The sequence below is a fragment of the Romboutsia sp. 1001713B170131_170501_G6 genome (assembly GCF_015668195.1).
In the GTDB taxonomy this organism is placed as follows: domain Bacteria; phylum Bacillota; class Clostridia; order Peptostreptococcales; family Peptostreptococcaceae; genus Romboutsia_C.
This window is the reverse complement of sequence record NZ_JADPFC010000001.1, coordinates 502,749-518,572: the sequence shown is the minus strand read 5'-3', so window position 1 is coordinate 518,572 and position 15,824 is coordinate 502,749. Positions and strand designations below refer to the sequence as shown.

The 15,824-nt window shown below is 26.0% G+C and carries 18 protein-coding genes; 5 read left to right on the top strand and 13 right to left on the bottom strand.

Annotation, left to right across the window (positions count from 1 at the left end):
• Positions 1–106: 106 nt before the first annotated feature.
• Positions 107–442: an SdpI family protein gene (locus I4U89_RS02630; RefSeq protein ID WP_195938114.1), complete on the bottom strand. Its 336-nt coding sequence runs from the start codon at positions 440–442 to the stop codon at positions 107–109.
• A 219-nt stretch (positions 443–661) separates the two neighbouring features.
• Positions 662–1,141 carry a hypothetical protein gene (locus tag I4U89_RS02625; RefSeq protein WP_195938113.1) on the bottom strand — a complete coding sequence of 160 codons (480 nt, stop codon included), beginning with the start codon at positions 1,139–1,141 and terminating at the stop codon, positions 662–664.
• A gap of 599 nt (positions 1,142–1,740) precedes the next feature.
• Here I4U89_RS02625 and I4U89_RS02620 point away from each other — a divergent pair.
• Positions 1,741–2,106 carry a BlaI/MecI/CopY family transcriptional regulator gene (locus tag I4U89_RS02620; protein ID WP_195938112.1) on the top strand — a complete coding sequence of 122 codons (366 nt, stop codon included), beginning with the start codon at positions 1,741–1,743 and terminating at the stop codon, positions 2,104–2,106.
• 5 nt (positions 2,107–2,111) lie between these two features.
• Positions 2,112–3,371, top strand: a complete 1,260-nt coding sequence (locus I4U89_RS02615) for a M56 family metallopeptidase (RefSeq protein ID WP_195938111.1) — start codon at positions 2,112–2,114, stop codon at positions 3,369–3,371.
• Positions 3,372–3,457: 86 nt separating this feature from the next.
• Here the strand turns inward: I4U89_RS02615 and I4U89_RS02610 are convergent, their stop codons facing one another.
• Both I4U89_RS02610 and I4U89_RS02605 read right to left on the bottom strand, forming a co-directional pair.
• Positions 3,458–3,988 (bottom strand): ABC transporter permease, encoded by a 531-nt coding sequence (locus I4U89_RS02610; protein WP_442971110.1) that lies wholly within the window; start codon positions 3,986–3,988, stop codon positions 3,458–3,460.
• Positions 3,989–4,109: 121 nt separating this feature from the next.
• Positions 4,110–4,259, bottom strand: coding sequence for an ATP-binding cassette domain-containing protein (locus I4U89_RS02605; protein ID WP_279311284.1), 150 nt, complete (start codon positions 4,257–4,259; stop codon positions 4,110–4,112).
• Positions 4,260–4,709: 450 nt separating this feature from the next.
• Between I4U89_RS02605 and I4U89_RS15915 the strand changes: the two genes are divergently transcribed.
• Both I4U89_RS15915 and gltS read left to right on the top strand, forming a co-directional pair.
• Positions 4,710–5,030, top strand: coding sequence for a cupin domain-containing protein (locus I4U89_RS15915; protein ID WP_330615515.1), 321 nt, complete (start codon positions 4,710–4,712; stop codon positions 5,028–5,030).
• Positions 5,031–5,550: 520 nt separating this feature from the next.
• Positions 5,551–6,795, top strand: a complete 1,245-nt coding sequence (gltS, locus tag I4U89_RS02595; protein WP_330615514.1) for a sodium/glutamate symporter — start codon at positions 5,551–5,553, stop codon at positions 6,793–6,795.
• A gap of 500 nt (positions 6,796–7,295) precedes the next feature.
• Here gltS and lepB read toward each other — a convergent pair whose 3' ends face one another.
• Positions 7,296–7,832 (bottom strand): signal peptidase I, encoded by a 537-nt coding sequence (lepB, locus tag I4U89_RS02590; RefSeq protein WP_195938109.1) that lies wholly within the window; start codon positions 7,830–7,832, stop codon positions 7,296–7,298.
• A gap of 264 nt (positions 7,833–8,096) precedes the next feature.
• Here lepB and I4U89_RS02585 point away from each other — a divergent pair, with 264 nt between their 5' ends.
• Complete coding sequence (locus I4U89_RS02585; RefSeq protein WP_195938108.1) at positions 8,097–8,576, top strand: hypothetical protein; 480 nt, start codon at positions 8,097–8,099, stop codon at positions 8,574–8,576.
• 87 nt (positions 8,577–8,663) lie between these two features.
• Here I4U89_RS02585 and I4U89_RS02580 read toward each other — a convergent pair whose 3' ends face one another.
• From I4U89_RS02580 to I4U89_RS02545, 8 genes are all read right to left on the bottom strand, one after another.
• Positions 8,664–9,401 carry a hypothetical protein gene (locus tag I4U89_RS02580; protein WP_195938107.1) on the bottom strand — a complete coding sequence of 246 codons (738 nt, stop codon included), beginning with the start codon at positions 9,399–9,401 and terminating at the stop codon, positions 8,664–8,666.
• A gap of 89 nt (positions 9,402–9,490) precedes the next feature.
• Positions 9,491–10,057, bottom strand: a complete 567-nt coding sequence (locus I4U89_RS02575) for a hypothetical protein (protein ID WP_195938106.1) — start codon at positions 10,055–10,057, stop codon at positions 9,491–9,493.
• 13 nt (positions 10,058–10,070) lie between these two features.
• On the bottom strand, positions 10,071–10,397 hold the full coding sequence (locus I4U89_RS02570; protein WP_330615513.1) for a PadR family transcriptional regulator: 327 nt from the start codon (positions 10,395–10,397) through the stop codon (positions 10,071–10,073).
• Positions 10,398–10,960: 563 nt separating this feature from the next.
• Complete coding sequence (locus I4U89_RS02565) at positions 10,961–11,428, bottom strand: NUDIX hydrolase (RefSeq protein ID WP_243279120.1); 468 nt, start codon at positions 11,426–11,428, stop codon at positions 10,961–10,963.
• A 218-nt stretch (positions 11,429–11,646) separates the two neighbouring features.
• The gene (locus I4U89_RS02560; RefSeq protein ID WP_195938105.1) at positions 11,647–12,519 is read right to left on the bottom strand and encodes a hypothetical protein; all 873 of its coding nucleotides are present in this window, start codon (positions 12,517–12,519) and stop codon (positions 11,647–11,649) included.
• 256 nt (positions 12,520–12,775) lie between these two features.
• The gene (locus tag I4U89_RS02555; protein ID WP_195938104.1) at positions 12,776–13,195 is read right to left on the bottom strand and encodes a flavodoxin; all 420 of its coding nucleotides are present in this window, start codon (positions 13,193–13,195) and stop codon (positions 12,776–12,778) included.
• A 196-nt stretch (positions 13,196–13,391) separates the two neighbouring features.
• Entirely contained in the window at positions 13,392–14,642 is a 1,251-nt protein-coding gene (locus I4U89_RS02550) for an ABC transporter permease (RefSeq protein WP_195938103.1), read from the bottom strand.
• Positions 14,642–15,556 carry an ABC transporter ATP-binding protein gene (locus I4U89_RS02545; RefSeq protein ID WP_195938102.1) on the bottom strand — a complete coding sequence of 305 codons (915 nt, stop codon included), beginning with the start codon at positions 15,554–15,556 and terminating at the stop codon, positions 14,642–14,644. The genes I4U89_RS02550 and I4U89_RS02545 overlap by 1 nt, the downstream gene beginning before the upstream one ends.
• Positions 15,557–15,824: the final 268 nt, after the last annotated feature.

Here is a 15,824-nt window from a genome sequence, read left to right as displayed (position 1 = left end):
TCTTATAAGTTACTAAGTTAATTATACTAGAATATCTACATTCTATAATGTCAACTAAAACAGATACTTTTTAAATATATTTAATTATAAGTTTAACTATATAAACTTAACATGATTTTTTCTTTTCTTTATGTAAATGAATTTCTGTTGCTATTACAATAACCAAGGATACTGTAACAAATACAAACAATGATATACCCACTTCATTTTTTAAAGTAAAAAATCTATCTATGCAATAGAAAACTATAGTATATATAAACCCAAAAACTATACCTAGCTTTCCTGCATATTTATTAGCAATAACCCAATTAGTACCATTTTTACAAGAAGCCCATGTTTTATATCCTGATGAATTAGGTCTTTCCCCCGCACCATATCTCATAATCAATCCTGCAATTATCATTAATATACCTAGATAGTATGAATGTTCAAAGTAATTCATATTATACCCCTCCTATTTTTATACTCATATATAAATATATTATTTATTAAAACTTATCTTATTATTAAAAATAAGAAATTTTTTCTCTAAAAGGTATCCTATTCCTACCGCTCCCATGTTAGAAAATAAACCTTCAAATAAACATGCTACATTGTGAATTACTAATTATTTATACCTCTAAATTTTTTAATTCGTAATATAACAAAATTATAACCTAAATCAGAATTCATTTGATATCATACTTTTTACTTCTTCAATACTATGAAATTTCAAGTATTGATCTATAAAGAATTTATTTTCATCACTACTCAATGTATAAACTTTATTATCTTTAATATTTTGAATATATCCTGTTTTATTACCTATCCATAAATTATAACGATAAGCTCTACTTGATACTCCCTCAATTTTATTGTATAAAAATAAGGACATAGTATTTGTTGGTTCTCCTAATTTTCTAGCACTTTCTGAATTTACATCTATACCATTTTTTCGTTTTGTGAAACAAACTCTGATGATATATTCTTCATCTTCTTTTGAGATGTTTACATTATTATCAAGATTAAGTGCACCAATACTTCCACTTATTACTGCTCCACCAAACTTTTCATTACTTTTTACAAATACTTTTATAGCAATAAACATAATAATTATTATCAAACCTAATATTAGGATTGTCTTGTTTTTCTTCGAGTTCATTTTTCCCCCTTGTATAATACTGTATAGCCTATTACATAATTTATAATATATAGCAATTTCTAATTAATCTTTTCGTATCTATGCAACCTATGAGGTAATAAATCAAACAAAGGAATAGCTATAATTAATATTAATATTTGCAGTTTAAATTTTAGCATAAAGTCATTTAAAATAATGATATTATTAAATACAAATATATTTGACATAGTAATAATAAAAATGTATATTCCCCTATATACATTTACTTTAGATTTATAAATTGAATTACATTCTGAACATTTCAAATGCCCTTTCGAATTAAAAATACATTTTAATCTATCATAAAATGTAAACTTATGATTACATTCAGTACACTTTCTCACAATAATTTCCCCTTTCAATCTTTTATTAAAATATATAACAATTGTTAATTTAATTATAGCAGAACTTATAGATTAGTATCTTTTCACTAAAGCAAATTTTTTTGAACACATATATTTCCTCGCAATAAAAAATTTAAATATTAATTTTAATAAAAATATGTTGACAAGAAGGCAATTGTCGCACTACCATTTAAGTACAAAGGTAGGCAACTGCCGTAAGAAAGGAAGGTGTTAAATTTGAAAAAGATTCCTAGAACAGAACTCCAAGTTATGAAGTACATATGGGCTCAAGAAGAACCTAGGGTAGCTTCTGTTGATATTACAAAATTTATGAATGAAGAGTATAATTGGTCAAAGGGAACTACATCTAAAACTCTTATGAGACTAGTTGAAAAAGAATTTCTAAAATCAGAAAAAGAAGGTAGGCATATTTTTTATTATCAACTAATTAATAGTGAAGAGTATCTAAAATTTGAAACTCAAGACTTCTTTAGTTTTATACATGACAACTCTTTATCTAGTATGATATCAGCTCTTGATGATTCTAAGGATATATCAGAAGAAGATATTAAAGCCTTAGAAGAATGGATAGAAAGTAGGTAATTACTATGAGCTATATCATATTTGATATCTTAAAAACAAGTATATATATAAGCATACCAATTATATTAATAGCTTTATTAAAAGATAAAGTTCTAAGTCAATATACTTATAAATTAAATTATATAATTTGCATTTTAATAACTTTAAGAATGCTTTTTATATCAAATATAAAAGTATATCTGCCTTTTGAATTTTTAAAAACTCAAAATAATACAACTCTAAAAAGCGTATACTACATAAATAATCACAATATTAGTTCATTAAATTATGTTAAAATACTATTTGTCATTTGGATTTTTGGGGCTGTATATGTTATCTTTAGAAATATTTATAAACAAATTATATTTTATAAAAAAATAAGAAATATAACTTATAAAGTAACTGATGATAATATAATAAATGCTTTTGAAGAAGAAAAAAAAGCTTTAAATATTAATAGAAATATTAATATATTTAGAGTTGATGGACTTTCTTCACCTGCTTTAATAAATATTTTAAGCAGCAAAATAATAATACCTAATAAAAACTATGATAATAGACAATTAAAGTGGATTTTTAGACATGAGCTAACTCATTTTAAAAGAAAAGATAATTTATTAAAATTATTATTGATGATTGCTTGTGCAATTCACTGGTTTAATCCATTAATAATAATATTAAAAGTTTACTTTTATGAGCAATGTGAACTTTCTTGCGACGAAAAAGTACTAAAAAAATCTAATATAAATGATATTAAAGAGTATGCTTTAGTGTTAGTTAACACATTAAGATATAGAAATAATCTAAAATCTACTATGCTTTATTCTCAGTTTAACACTAACCAAATTGATTTAATTAAAAGGAGAGTTGAAGGAATGATGAATTTAAAAAAACGTAAAAAAGGAACACTTATAACGATATTTTTATGTGGTATTTCAGCATTATCAATTTTATCATTTAATCTAATATACAAACAAAACACAGTTTATGCTAACCAATCAGAAATAAATAATGAAATTAATCCAAAGTCGAATGAAAATTCTCAATTAAAACCTAAGGTAATAACAGATGAAGAACTAAAAAATAATCTTAAAAATGTTGATATAAATGATGTAAAAGATGAAATTGAATTTTATCAAGATAGAAAGTTCGAAGAATTGACACAAGAAGAAGTTAATTATGCTATGGATTTTCTATTTACTGGTAAGTGTAAAAGAGTAATAGTTGGTTCAGATGTTTCATATTCAATTAATACAGATTCTTTATATAAAGGTGGTAGTAACTGATACAATACTATTACATAAAATTATATTTGCTCAAGTATTATAAAGAAAAACTAGGCTTAAAGCCTAGTTTCTCGCATTTGTAATATTTACTTTCCACTTTTAAGCCATTTTAGAGCATTTTTAAGTTTTATTGGATTTCCATACACTAAGGTATCCATCCTGTATATCTTAGCATCACCTATCTCTGCTAATACTGTTGATGTTATTAATATTAATGCAGATATTATAAATTGTCCTAATGTAACAGCTCCTGTTGCAACTCTTACTATCATTGTCATTGGAGATGCAAATGTTATATATGAACAAGCCTTTATTACTGTGCTATCTCCATTAATTAATCCAAATATACTAATCATAAATACTACAATAAATATCATCATTATAGGTCCAACACTTGATCCTATATCTTCTGTCTTTGCTACTAACGCTCCTAATGCTCCAAATATGAATGAATAAAATAGATAACCTAATATTCCAAATATAGCTATTAATTCTAGAGGAATTTTAAATAAGTTATATAATATACTATTCCACGCTTCACTATTTACCTTATATGCAATAAGTACTGATGACATTATTACTCCAACTTGTAATATACTTGCTATTGCTCCTGCAATAACTTTGCCTAATATTTCAACATTAGATGCTATTTTAGTATTATAAATTGCATCTACCCTATTAAAATCTATTCCTTCGCTAGTAATTTTATTTTTTCTATACTCTTTTTGTAAAAGCTCATCAAATTAATATATAAATTGTTGTAGTTTTTCCTGCCCCATTTCTTTCTAATAATCCAAGTGCCTTTCCACTTTCAACCGAAAAGGATACTCCATGTAATACTTCATTTTCTGAAAAACTTTTTCTTAGATCCTTTACTTCTAGCTTCATATTTTCTCCCCTATTTAAATATGTCCTCTACTATAGAGAATATTAACGATTATTTATATTCAACTATTTTCCATAATATCACTTTATATGTTGATCAATTATATCTTAACCTAAAATGAAATAATCATCTTTTATAAACATATATCATATAGTGTTATAAAGTCTATAAAAGGAGTGATAAGTATGTATAATGTTTATAATCCCTATTCATCCCCTTTCTGGATTAATACATCAATGTATAATATGTACCAATACCCTTTCTGGATTAACCCACAAATGTATAATATGTATCCTCAAACTTTCTGGGGTAGCGCACAAATATATAACTCAGACTTCGATAGACCCTTTATTAGATTGAAGGATTCTGGTCCAAATCCATTTGTAGTTAATATTGATGATGCTACTGAACAAAACAATACATTTCGTACAGTTTTATGGACAGGAGATGATTTGCAAGTTACCCTAATGAGCATTGATATTGGAGATGACATAGGTTTAGAAGTTCATCCAACAGGTGATCAATTTATACGTATTGAAGAAGGTCAAGGACTTGTTAAAATGGGAGATAGTAAAGATAATTTGGATTTTCAAAGAAAAGTCTATGATGACTATGCTATCATGATACCTGCTGGTAAATGGCACAATGTAATTAATACGGGAAATAAACCACTTAAATTGTACGCTATCTATGCTCCTCCTGAGCACCCACATGGTGCAGTTCATGAAACTAAAGCAAATGCAGAAGCTGCTGAACATAACGAAAGGTATTAATGAATAAATGTAGAGTATGCATTTTATATTAAAAATAAAAATCATATTGATTACTAAATCAATATGATTTTCATGATTCCAATAGTAAATACGTAGTAAACCTAACCACTAGATTCTAATATCTTTACCGTCTTTTTAGAAAGTAATATAACACCCCTTCCCTCCTACAAATAATGCAATTGACATTGTTAGTTTTATTAATTCATCATCTTCAATTTATACACCGATTATATTGTACTTTTTCGTATTTAATCGCTATATATTTACCTTTTTTCATTCCACTTTGCTTTAAAATATAATTTCCTAAATACTTTATAATTTGTCTATAAAACCTCCTAATGTATCAATTAAGTTGACTTTATCAACATTTTATTGTAATATATAGAATAAGTTCTACAAAATTAGATATTTTTCTGTTCTTAATTATCAGAAAATAAATTCAAAAGAATTTAAATTTTAAAATTATTCATCGTAAGATTTAAGATTTAAACTTCAAAATTACATTAAGGAGGAAAAATTTATGTTTCAATTTTCAAGTGAATTAAAAATGACGGTACTAAATTTAGATATAATTCAAAGTATTGCATTTACTACTGCTGTACTTTTAATCGGGTCTTTTATAAAAAGTAAAATTTCTATATTAAATAAATACTGCATACCATCGCCAGTTGTAGGAGGATTTTCTTTTGCAATAATAGCCTTTATATTAAGACAAGCAGGAGTAATTACTATAGTATTTGATACAACGCTACAAAATATATTAATGACAGCCTTCTTTACAACGGTTGGATTCACTGCAAGTCTGAAAGTTTTAAAAAAAGGTGGAACACAGGTAATTAAGTTTTTAATTATATCAGTAATATTGATATTAGCTCAAAATATAGTTGGTGTTTTCTCTGCTAAGTTAATAGGTGTAGACCCACTATTAGGATTAGTTTCAAGTTCAGTTTCTATGACAGGTGGTCATGGAGCTTCTGGTGCATTTGGCCCTATTATGGAAGCAAATGGACTTGAAGGTGCTCTTAGTATAGCTATGGCTTGTGCTACATTTGGACTAGTATCTGGAAGTATTATAGGTGGTCCTCTTGCAAATAGATTAGTTCAAAAACATAATCTCAAACCAGAAGAAATAGAAGTAAAAGAAGAATTAATATCAACAAACGTAACTGAAGAAGTATCATACGATGAAATATCTATAGGAAAACTTTCAGAAAGTAAATTGATAAGCTCAATTATACAAATAATAATAGCTATGGGACTTGGAACTATAGTATCAGGCTTATTTTCATATATGGGTATAACAATGCCATCTTATATAGGTTCTATGGTTGTAGCAGCTATTATGAGAAATGTTTCAGATGCAAAAGGAATACATAGTGTATCAAGTAATGAATTAGAATGCTTAGGTTCAATATCTTTATCATTATTTTTATCAATGGCTATGTGTAGCTTAAAGTTATGGGAGCTTGTAGACCTGGCTATACCTATATTAATACTACTAACTTTACAGACATTATTAATGATACTATTTGCCTACTTTGTTACATTTAACGTTATGGGGAAAGATTACACAGCAGCAGTGCTTGCAGCAGGACACTGTGGATTTGGCCTTGGAGCTACACCAAATGGAATAGCAAATATGGAATCTGTAACTTCTAAATACGGTCCTGCACCTAATGCATTTTTCATATTACCATTAGTTGGAGCATTATTTATAGAATTTATAAACTCAGCAGTTATAACAACATTTATGAATCTACTATAAATATATTTATCTTAATAAATAAAGGCTATGTTATTAAATGTAGTTACTAAATAAATTTACAAAAAAGTATCTTTATAAATTAAGATACTTTTTTGGTTTCTAAAAAATCAATTCTGCATATCTATAACTTACTAAAACATATGATTTGACGAACACAAATAATACTACTATGTAAATTTGTATATAGTAACTGAATATAAAATATATGTTTTTTGAACACTATTCTTTATTTAATAAATTTTTCTAAAACAAAAGAAGTTACTATAATTATACTAGATAGCCAAAATGCTAAATTTACGATTATATTTCTATTTTCTGATTTACTTCTTAAAATGCAAGAAACCATAAATATAATTCCTAAAATGCCTGTAATTGTATATGAATCCCCTAGATATATAGAGTACATCGTGGATAAAATAATAATAAAAATTACGATATATTGAATCCTAATTACCAATGACCACTCCCCTTTTTTATATCAATGCTTATTAATTTTCAATTTAATTAACCGTTCCCAACTTATCAAAGGGATATAAACGTATTGAAACTTTACCAACAACATCATCTAAAGATATAGTACCTACCTCACTATTTCTACTATCTCCACTATATGGCCTATTGTCACCCATAGTAAATATGTGATTTTCAGGTACTATAATATCTATATCACCAGATGTATATACTCCATTTATGTAACTTTCATCTAAAAGCTTACCATCTATATAAACTTCACTATTTTTTATAACTATATGTTCCCCAGGCAATGCAATTACCCTTTTTACTAAGTTTTTTATCTTATTACTTTTTTTATCAATTAATTCTGTATTAAAAACTATTATATCCCCTCTTTTAGGACTTTCAACCTTGTACGCTAACTTATTTACAAATAAATAATCTTTATTTTCTAATGTTGGATACATAGACTGCCCATTAACTATAGTTGGTTGCACCATAAAGGTTATTCCTATTACAAGAATTAACGAAAAAGATATGGTTTTAATCCATTCTAATATCTCATATTTTACTTTTTTGTTCAAATTTACCCCTCCCTAATATAATTCTAAGATAATTATATATAAAAATACAGTTAAAATATAGAATTTTCTCCAATATATCCTTTGTAAAGCCTTTCAAGTTATTTATGAGTTATCCTATTCTAGCCTTGGTAAAACTAGAAGTAAAAATATACTAGATGTGTTACTACAAAAGAAACTTATATTACACAATATAATATCAAAATAGATATATCAAATTAACATAATATAGTATAATATATAATAAAATATAAGGGGGTAATATTGATGAATATAGGGAACAAATGTAAAATAAAAGACATTTCAAGGTGTTTAGTAAATGAATTTAAGGCTCACCAAATTACTAAAGAAGACCTTTTAAATTTAAATGAAAATATTTCTACGATTGAGTTAAATGACAATTCAATAATATATAAAATAAGTGATTCAGATTTTATTCAATCTCTACTAAGTGAAAATGAAAAATCAGAAATACAAATAACTATAGAACATTTTAACAAAAATGATGAAGATATAAAGTGCTCATCTTATGAATATCAAATAAGCACTGGTAAATTAATAATTATTGTTTTAGAAAGTGAAGATGGAGATAATTTATCTAGTTTTGTAATGGATGGAATTGGAGAATTTTTATTTAATTATCTATCAAAGTTTATTGGTGATGATATTGAAAAAAATCATAATCCTTTAGATGAAGTAATTGAAGAATTAAATCATTTTACGCCTTACGGAAAATATTTTAAATAATATAAAAAAGTGGCTCTATTACTATAATAGAAGCCACTTTTTTATATTTTATAACACAATTTTATAACAAAATCAATAAATAAAACTTTATTTACTTAACAGCCAAGCTTTCCATTTTTCTTCAAATTCTACTTTATCGTTTCTCATAAATCCTATGACATCATAACTTCCACAACTTCTAAAAATATTAAGTACAGTGTCAAAGCCATAAACTTCATCTATATACTTAACAATAGTCCATCCCCAATCATAACAAAGTACAATATTATTATTTATCTCTTCTATTGAAGGTATTTTCTTATTTAAAACTCCTTCAATTACAGGATTTTTAAATTCATCTTCATATTCGTACTGCTTTGATAAATAAACTGCAATTCCTTCTGCAAACCCTCTTGATGTATTTTCCATATCAACATTTAAGTGCTCCTGAAACATATGAATCATCTCGTGTTTTAACAATCTTTTATAATATCCTTCATCGTATGTATATATTGAATCAGTATCATATGATGTAGGACACAATAAAATCAAATCTGTCCTTTGAGGTTGTGCAATTCTAGCTTTATTTGTTGGAATTTTAATATTAACCTTTAAAATATTTAAAATAAGATATTCAAATTCTTTTCTATTTGGTGCTAAAAATACATTTATAGTATTTTTAAATATATTTTCTTTTACTACAAATTTTTCATTTAGTTCACTTATGCATTTTTTTATTTCTGTCAAAGTATATTTTGCATATAATTCATTTACATAAAATATAACTACATCCCCATCTTGAATACTATTGTATTGAATATTATTAAAAGTTTTAATAACCCACAACTCCTTTTTTATTTAATTGTAGCAGAATTTACATCACAATAAATATTCATTAAAACAAATGCTTTATTTAATATTCACAGAAAATATTATTATTTATATTTTTTTACTAATGAAGCATTTTTTAATAATCCCATTCCTACACCAAGTATAATTCCTAGTATTGTAGATACTCCAATTGTTACCCAGGAATAATTTTTAAAATAAGTAAATGAAATAATAATCCCAATTACTATTCCTAAAGTAAGTCCTATTAGAGTAAATCCACCATAATAAAGCCCTATTATTTCATCCATTTGTGGATCTCTTGATAGATAATATTCAGTATATTTATTTTTTAAATACTCTGATTCATCACTTTGACTATTTGATGCAAGGTTAGTTTTTGCAATTTCTAGCGCTTCTTCCTCAGAGTGACCTTTATCTATTAAGTCTGTCATATAATCACTCATATAAATTATGAAATCTTCCTGTATTTCTTTAGACTGTTTTGATGTTAATTTAAATTTATCTAATTTGTTTTTAAATTTATTTTTAAAGTTATTAGTTTTTCTATTTAATTGTTCAATATAACTTATTTCACTATCATTTAAATGTTTTACTGCCTCAATGCTTGCAAACTTTCTTATGCTATCCATTGTATCTTTACTAAATTTCATTCTAATATACCTCCTATTTTTTTAGCGCATTAATTCTACTTTCTAAAAAATTCCATCTTGTCCAAAATGATTCTAATTCAGTGATTCCTTTTTCATTTAAAGAATAAAATTTTCTAGGTGGACCTAATTGTGAAGGTTTTTTGGTTATATTTACCATTTTATTTCGTTCGAGCCTAACTAAAACTGTATAAACTGTTCCCTCTGCAATTTCACTAAATCCCATTGAATTTAGTCTTTTTACTATTTCATATCCATAAACTTCATCTTCGCTTATAATTTGTAATATTATTCCTTGTAAAATCCCTTTTAACATTTCGCTTATATTTTCTATTTTAATCACCACCACTACTTAGTATTACTTACTACTGCTATATAGTATCACTAAGTAGTTAATTATTTCAAGTACTTTTGTTATTTTTGTATAAAAAATCCTTTTTAAAACTTTAAATAATAAAAGGTGGCAACTACATTTCATTAATTTTTTATAGAAAAGATACTTATCAATATATAATTATAGCTCCAAGTTCTATTGTCTAGTTTGACAATAGAACTTGGAGCATATTACAGAATTTACAAATATACAAAGTTAGAAAATTAGTATCTAGTTGATTTAATAAGTTACTATATAAATAATCAAAACTAAAGTTTCTTAAACAACATTAATATATTTCAAACTAATTTTATAAGCATTATTAAAGAGGGCTAATTTTAGCCCTCTTAATATAAAATATCCTGTGTAAGAAAATATGAGTTTAATTTCTTGAGCAGTATTTAATTAAATTAACTATTTTTATAGCAATAAAATTTACGTATAACAACTAAATATAAAAAGATATGTTTTATTGAACACCATGAATAACATTAAGTATTATAATAAATTCATACATTTTACGAATTTGACATTTACCTAGTATGTGTACCGTTCCTATTTCTCATAAAAAATAACAATTCTATTAAGCTTTTATGATAGGGTACAAAAGTTTCTTCATCAATCATAGATAATATTGCTTCCATTGATGCCCATTTAACTGATTGAACTTCCTCATATTGCAAATTTAACTTCGATACATCTATGTCTTGTTTAATTAAATATATATCGTCAAATCCTTTATCAAAATTTATCGTACGGGCTGGCCTTACTCCATCCAATGATAACTTATAGCCTATTTCCTCATAGACTTCACGCTCTGCTGCTAATTGACTTGTATCCCCAGATATAGCACTACCTCCAACTGTAATATCCCACATATTTGGCCATCCATCTTTAAACGGCTGCCTTTGTTGAATTAGCATTTTGCCTTCTAAATTAAAAATACATACATGGACTACCATATGGTAAGTATCTTCTTTAAATTTGCTACCTCTTACCATTGTTTCTCCTGTTTTAATTCTATCCTTATCATAAATATCCTATATTTCCATATTTATCCCCCTGTACCTGTAAACTCCATTTTACCTATATTGTAATATAACTATTAGCCTAGCTGTATTACAACTTTAATATTAAGCTAAATGTCCACTAAAACAGATGATTTCGTGAACATAAACAAAGCTATTAAGTAAAATTATATTAAAAGCATTAATATTACTTACTTTTTACTTTGTACTACATCTTTAACCATAGTTTTCTGTTCTTTTAAATCTTTATTAATTGTCGTAATCACTTTAGATTCTTTTTCTGTTTTATCTTCACTACAATATACATTTGCTTCATTTATAGGGTAATCATTTTCAATTGAGGTAAAAATTATTTTGTTTTCTTCTTTATTATATAAAATATTAAGTCTATACTTATCTTTTTTTACAATATAATAAGTAGTTACTCCATCTTTTGTATCATGTTCTATGTCCTCTGATTTTTCTACTAGTATATTCTCTATTGCTTCAACACTTATGCTCTTACCATCTTCTACATATGGCGCTAATTCATAATACATCTTATATATTTCATCGACTTCTTTTCCCTTTTTAATTATGTTTAGAAACTTTCTTTGTTCAGTTAAATTCTCTGGATATAATACTGTTCCTAATACATAAGTACCTTCTTTTTGCTTAAAGTAACTTATTCCTATATATGGGTTGCTCTCTTCTTTTTTTAATTCATATGATATAAAATTTATATCCCCTTCTTTATTGTTCTCATCTTTTAAATATGACACTTCTAGTATTTCATTTTTATTTTCAAATTTATATGTATTTATTTTATTTCTAATTTCATTACCTTCATCTTCAGTTTTTTCATAAGTAAATGAGTCGTCTTTTGCTAAAATTTTTTCAATATTTTTCACCACTTCATCTGAAGTAATTTTTTCTCCTTTTATATCATCTTCTATCATTTCAAAATACACTTGTTTTAAGCTCTTTATTTTTTTCCCATCATTACCCTTCATATATACCATAACAATACCTACTATTCCCAATAAAAAACATATACTTAAAACAATATTTCTTTTTTTGTTCATGAATATCCCCCTAGATTTAATAATTTTACCAGTTTTGATCTTTAATTATATTGTACTATCAATAGGTTAATTTTCTATAATTTTATTTAATAATTACTCCTAAAAATATATTTAAATCAAAACGCCAATAATGTTAAGCTATGATACATAATTATTTTACTTATTTTTAAAATTTAACTAGTTTATCCACATAAAAAAAGTATCTTAAAAATTAAGATACTTTTTTGAATACATAAATTAAGGGTTTAAGGATTTATTATAGTTTAGCTATTTCCTCACCAAAGTGTATACATTTTTCTTCATCACTGCCTTCAGGCATTTCATTTACAATAACAGGCTCTAGAGGTATTTCAAAGCCATATTCTTTCATTTGTTCTTCCCAGTTTCTCATCCATTCTCCATCTCCCCAGCCATAAGACCCAAATAATAAGGCTTTCTTACCATTTCCTATTTGCTTTAAAGATGTTATAAATGGTTCAAACTCACTTTCTTCTAGTTCTTCACACCCCATAGAAGGGCATCCTAATATTAATATATCATCATTTTTTATGTCATCTATACTGACTTTATCTACAGTTAAAGTTGTAACTTCCTTTTTAGAGTTAGTTATTCCTTTAGCTATAAGATTTGCCATAGCCTCAGTATTTCCTGTACCACTCCAATATATTATTTTCATATGTATACCTCCACATTCCGAAATTGATTATCTTTCTCAATTCCCTAAGTAAATGATAATACTTTTCAATTAGTTTGTCAATATATTTTTAAATTTTTTAGGTATACTTTTACTTACATATTTTATAAATAATTTATATTTATCTAGGCACTAAAAAAACTAGGCTAAAAGCCTAGCTTTTCACATATTTTAATATTTACTTTTCACTTTTAAGCCATTTTAGAGCATTTTTTAATTTTATTGGATTTCCATACATTAAGGTAGCCATTCTGTATATCTTAGCACCACCTATTCCCGCTAATACTGTTGATGCTATTAATATTAATACAGATATTATAAATTCTACTGATGTAACAGCTCCTGTTGCAACTCTTACTATCATTGTCATTGGAGATGCAAATGGTATATATGAACAAACTTTTATTAGTGTACTATCTCCATTAGTTAATCCAAATATACTAATCATAAATACTACAATAAATATCATCATTATAGGTCCAACACTTGATCCTATGTCTTCTGTCTTTGATACTAATGCTCCTAATGCCCCAAATATGAATGAATAGAATAGGTAACCTAATATCCCAAATATAGCAAATGTAGCTATTAATTCTGAAGGAATTTTAAATAAGTTATCTAATATTCCATTCCAAGCTTCACTATTTACCTTATATGCAATAAGTACTGATGACATTATTACTCCAACTTGTAATATACTTGCTATTGCACCTGCAATAACTTTACCAAATATTAAATTATTTGTATTTGTACTTGTTACTAATACCTCTATTGCTCTATTGCTTTTTTCTGCAGTTATTCCCATAGCAATTAATTGACCATACATTATAATCATCATATATATAACGAAAATTAGTATATAGGCATAAAAATAATTATTTGCACTATCTTTGCCTAGTATTTCAACATTAGCTGCTATTTGAGTATTATAAATTGTATCTACCTTGTTAAAATCTATTCCTTCGCTAGTAAGTTTATTTTTTCTATACTCTTTTTGTAAAAGTTCATCAAATATATACTTATTTTCATCATTAAATTTAGTATTTTGAACAACATAATCATATTCAGTTAAACTTTTAACATTAAAACCTGCTTCTACATCTTTATTTTCAACTAACTTGTTTAATTCATCTTTATTTTTTACAACTTTCCAATATGAATTTGGAAAATAGGCCTTTAGCTCTCCTTTATTAGAAATAATATTCTTTTCATCATATATTGCAAAATTAGTTTTATCTTCTTCTATAAGATCCTCTACTTTAGCTTCACCTTTATTTCCTACTGGCAATATGGATGACATATCTATAAAGTTAGGTAGAGATAATCCAATTATCATTGCTAATGAAATTATTATAGTACTTACTATAAAGGATTTTTTATGAAAGTAATTCCCAAGTTCAAATTTTAGTACTGTGAAAAATTGCTTCATTACTCTTCACCTACTTTCTTTACAAATATATCTGTTAAGTCTGGTTCATATACAGAAAACTTCTCTATATCTATATTTTCTTTTAATATATTTTCTAAAAGTTGGTTTTTAGTTACATCTTCATTTAACACTAGTATTAAGTAATCCTTTTTAACTTCATCTACTATTACCAAATCCTTAAATTTATCTTTGCATATAGATTCTAAATCATTTAATGTAAGATTATTTGCACTTAATATTAATCTATTGTTACCAAATTCTTTTTTTATTTCTTTAAGATTTCCACTTAGTACAATCTCACCTTTATTTATTATAGCTATTTCTTCACAAAATTCTTCAACATAACTCATCTGGTGGCTAGAAAATATTACTAGCTTATCTTGACTTATTAATTCTCTGACAGTATCTTTAAGTATCTGTGAATTAACTGGGTCTAGCCCACTAAATGGCTCATCAAGTATAACTATTTCTGGATCACATACTAATGTTTGTGCTAATTGAACCTTTTGTTGATTTCCTTTTGATAAGCTATCTAATGTTCTATTTGCATATTCCTCTATACCTAATTTTTTAAGCCATATCTTTGTACTTTCTTTTGCAGACTTAGCATCTACACCTCTTAACTGAGCTAAATAAACTATCTGTTCTGTAACTTTCTTTTTAGGATATAATCCTCTTTCTTCTGGTAGGTAGCCTATCTGATAATCTCTTGGATTAAACTTCTTTCCATCTATTAATACTTCACCTGAATTAGCCTTGAAAACATCCATTAATATACGAATTGTTGTAGTTTTTCCTGCACCATTTCTCCCTAATAATCCAAGTGCCTTTCCACTTTCAACCGAAAAGGATACTCCATGTAATACTTCATTTTCCGAAAAACTTTTTCTTAGATCCTTTACTTCTAGCTTCATATTTTCTCCCCTCTTTTAAATATGACCTCTACTATATAGTATATTAACGATTATTTATATTCAACCATTTTCCATAATATCACCTTGTATGTTAACATCTTATATGTTCTGATAAAGGAGTTCCTGCTATATGAAAACATCCTTTAAAAATGATATGTTGTACAATAGGCTATCACCTTACAAATAATAGTATAATAAATAATAAATTTAAAAACCTCTCATTTGATTCACAAATATGAGAGGTTTTATCTAAATTATAATATATTAA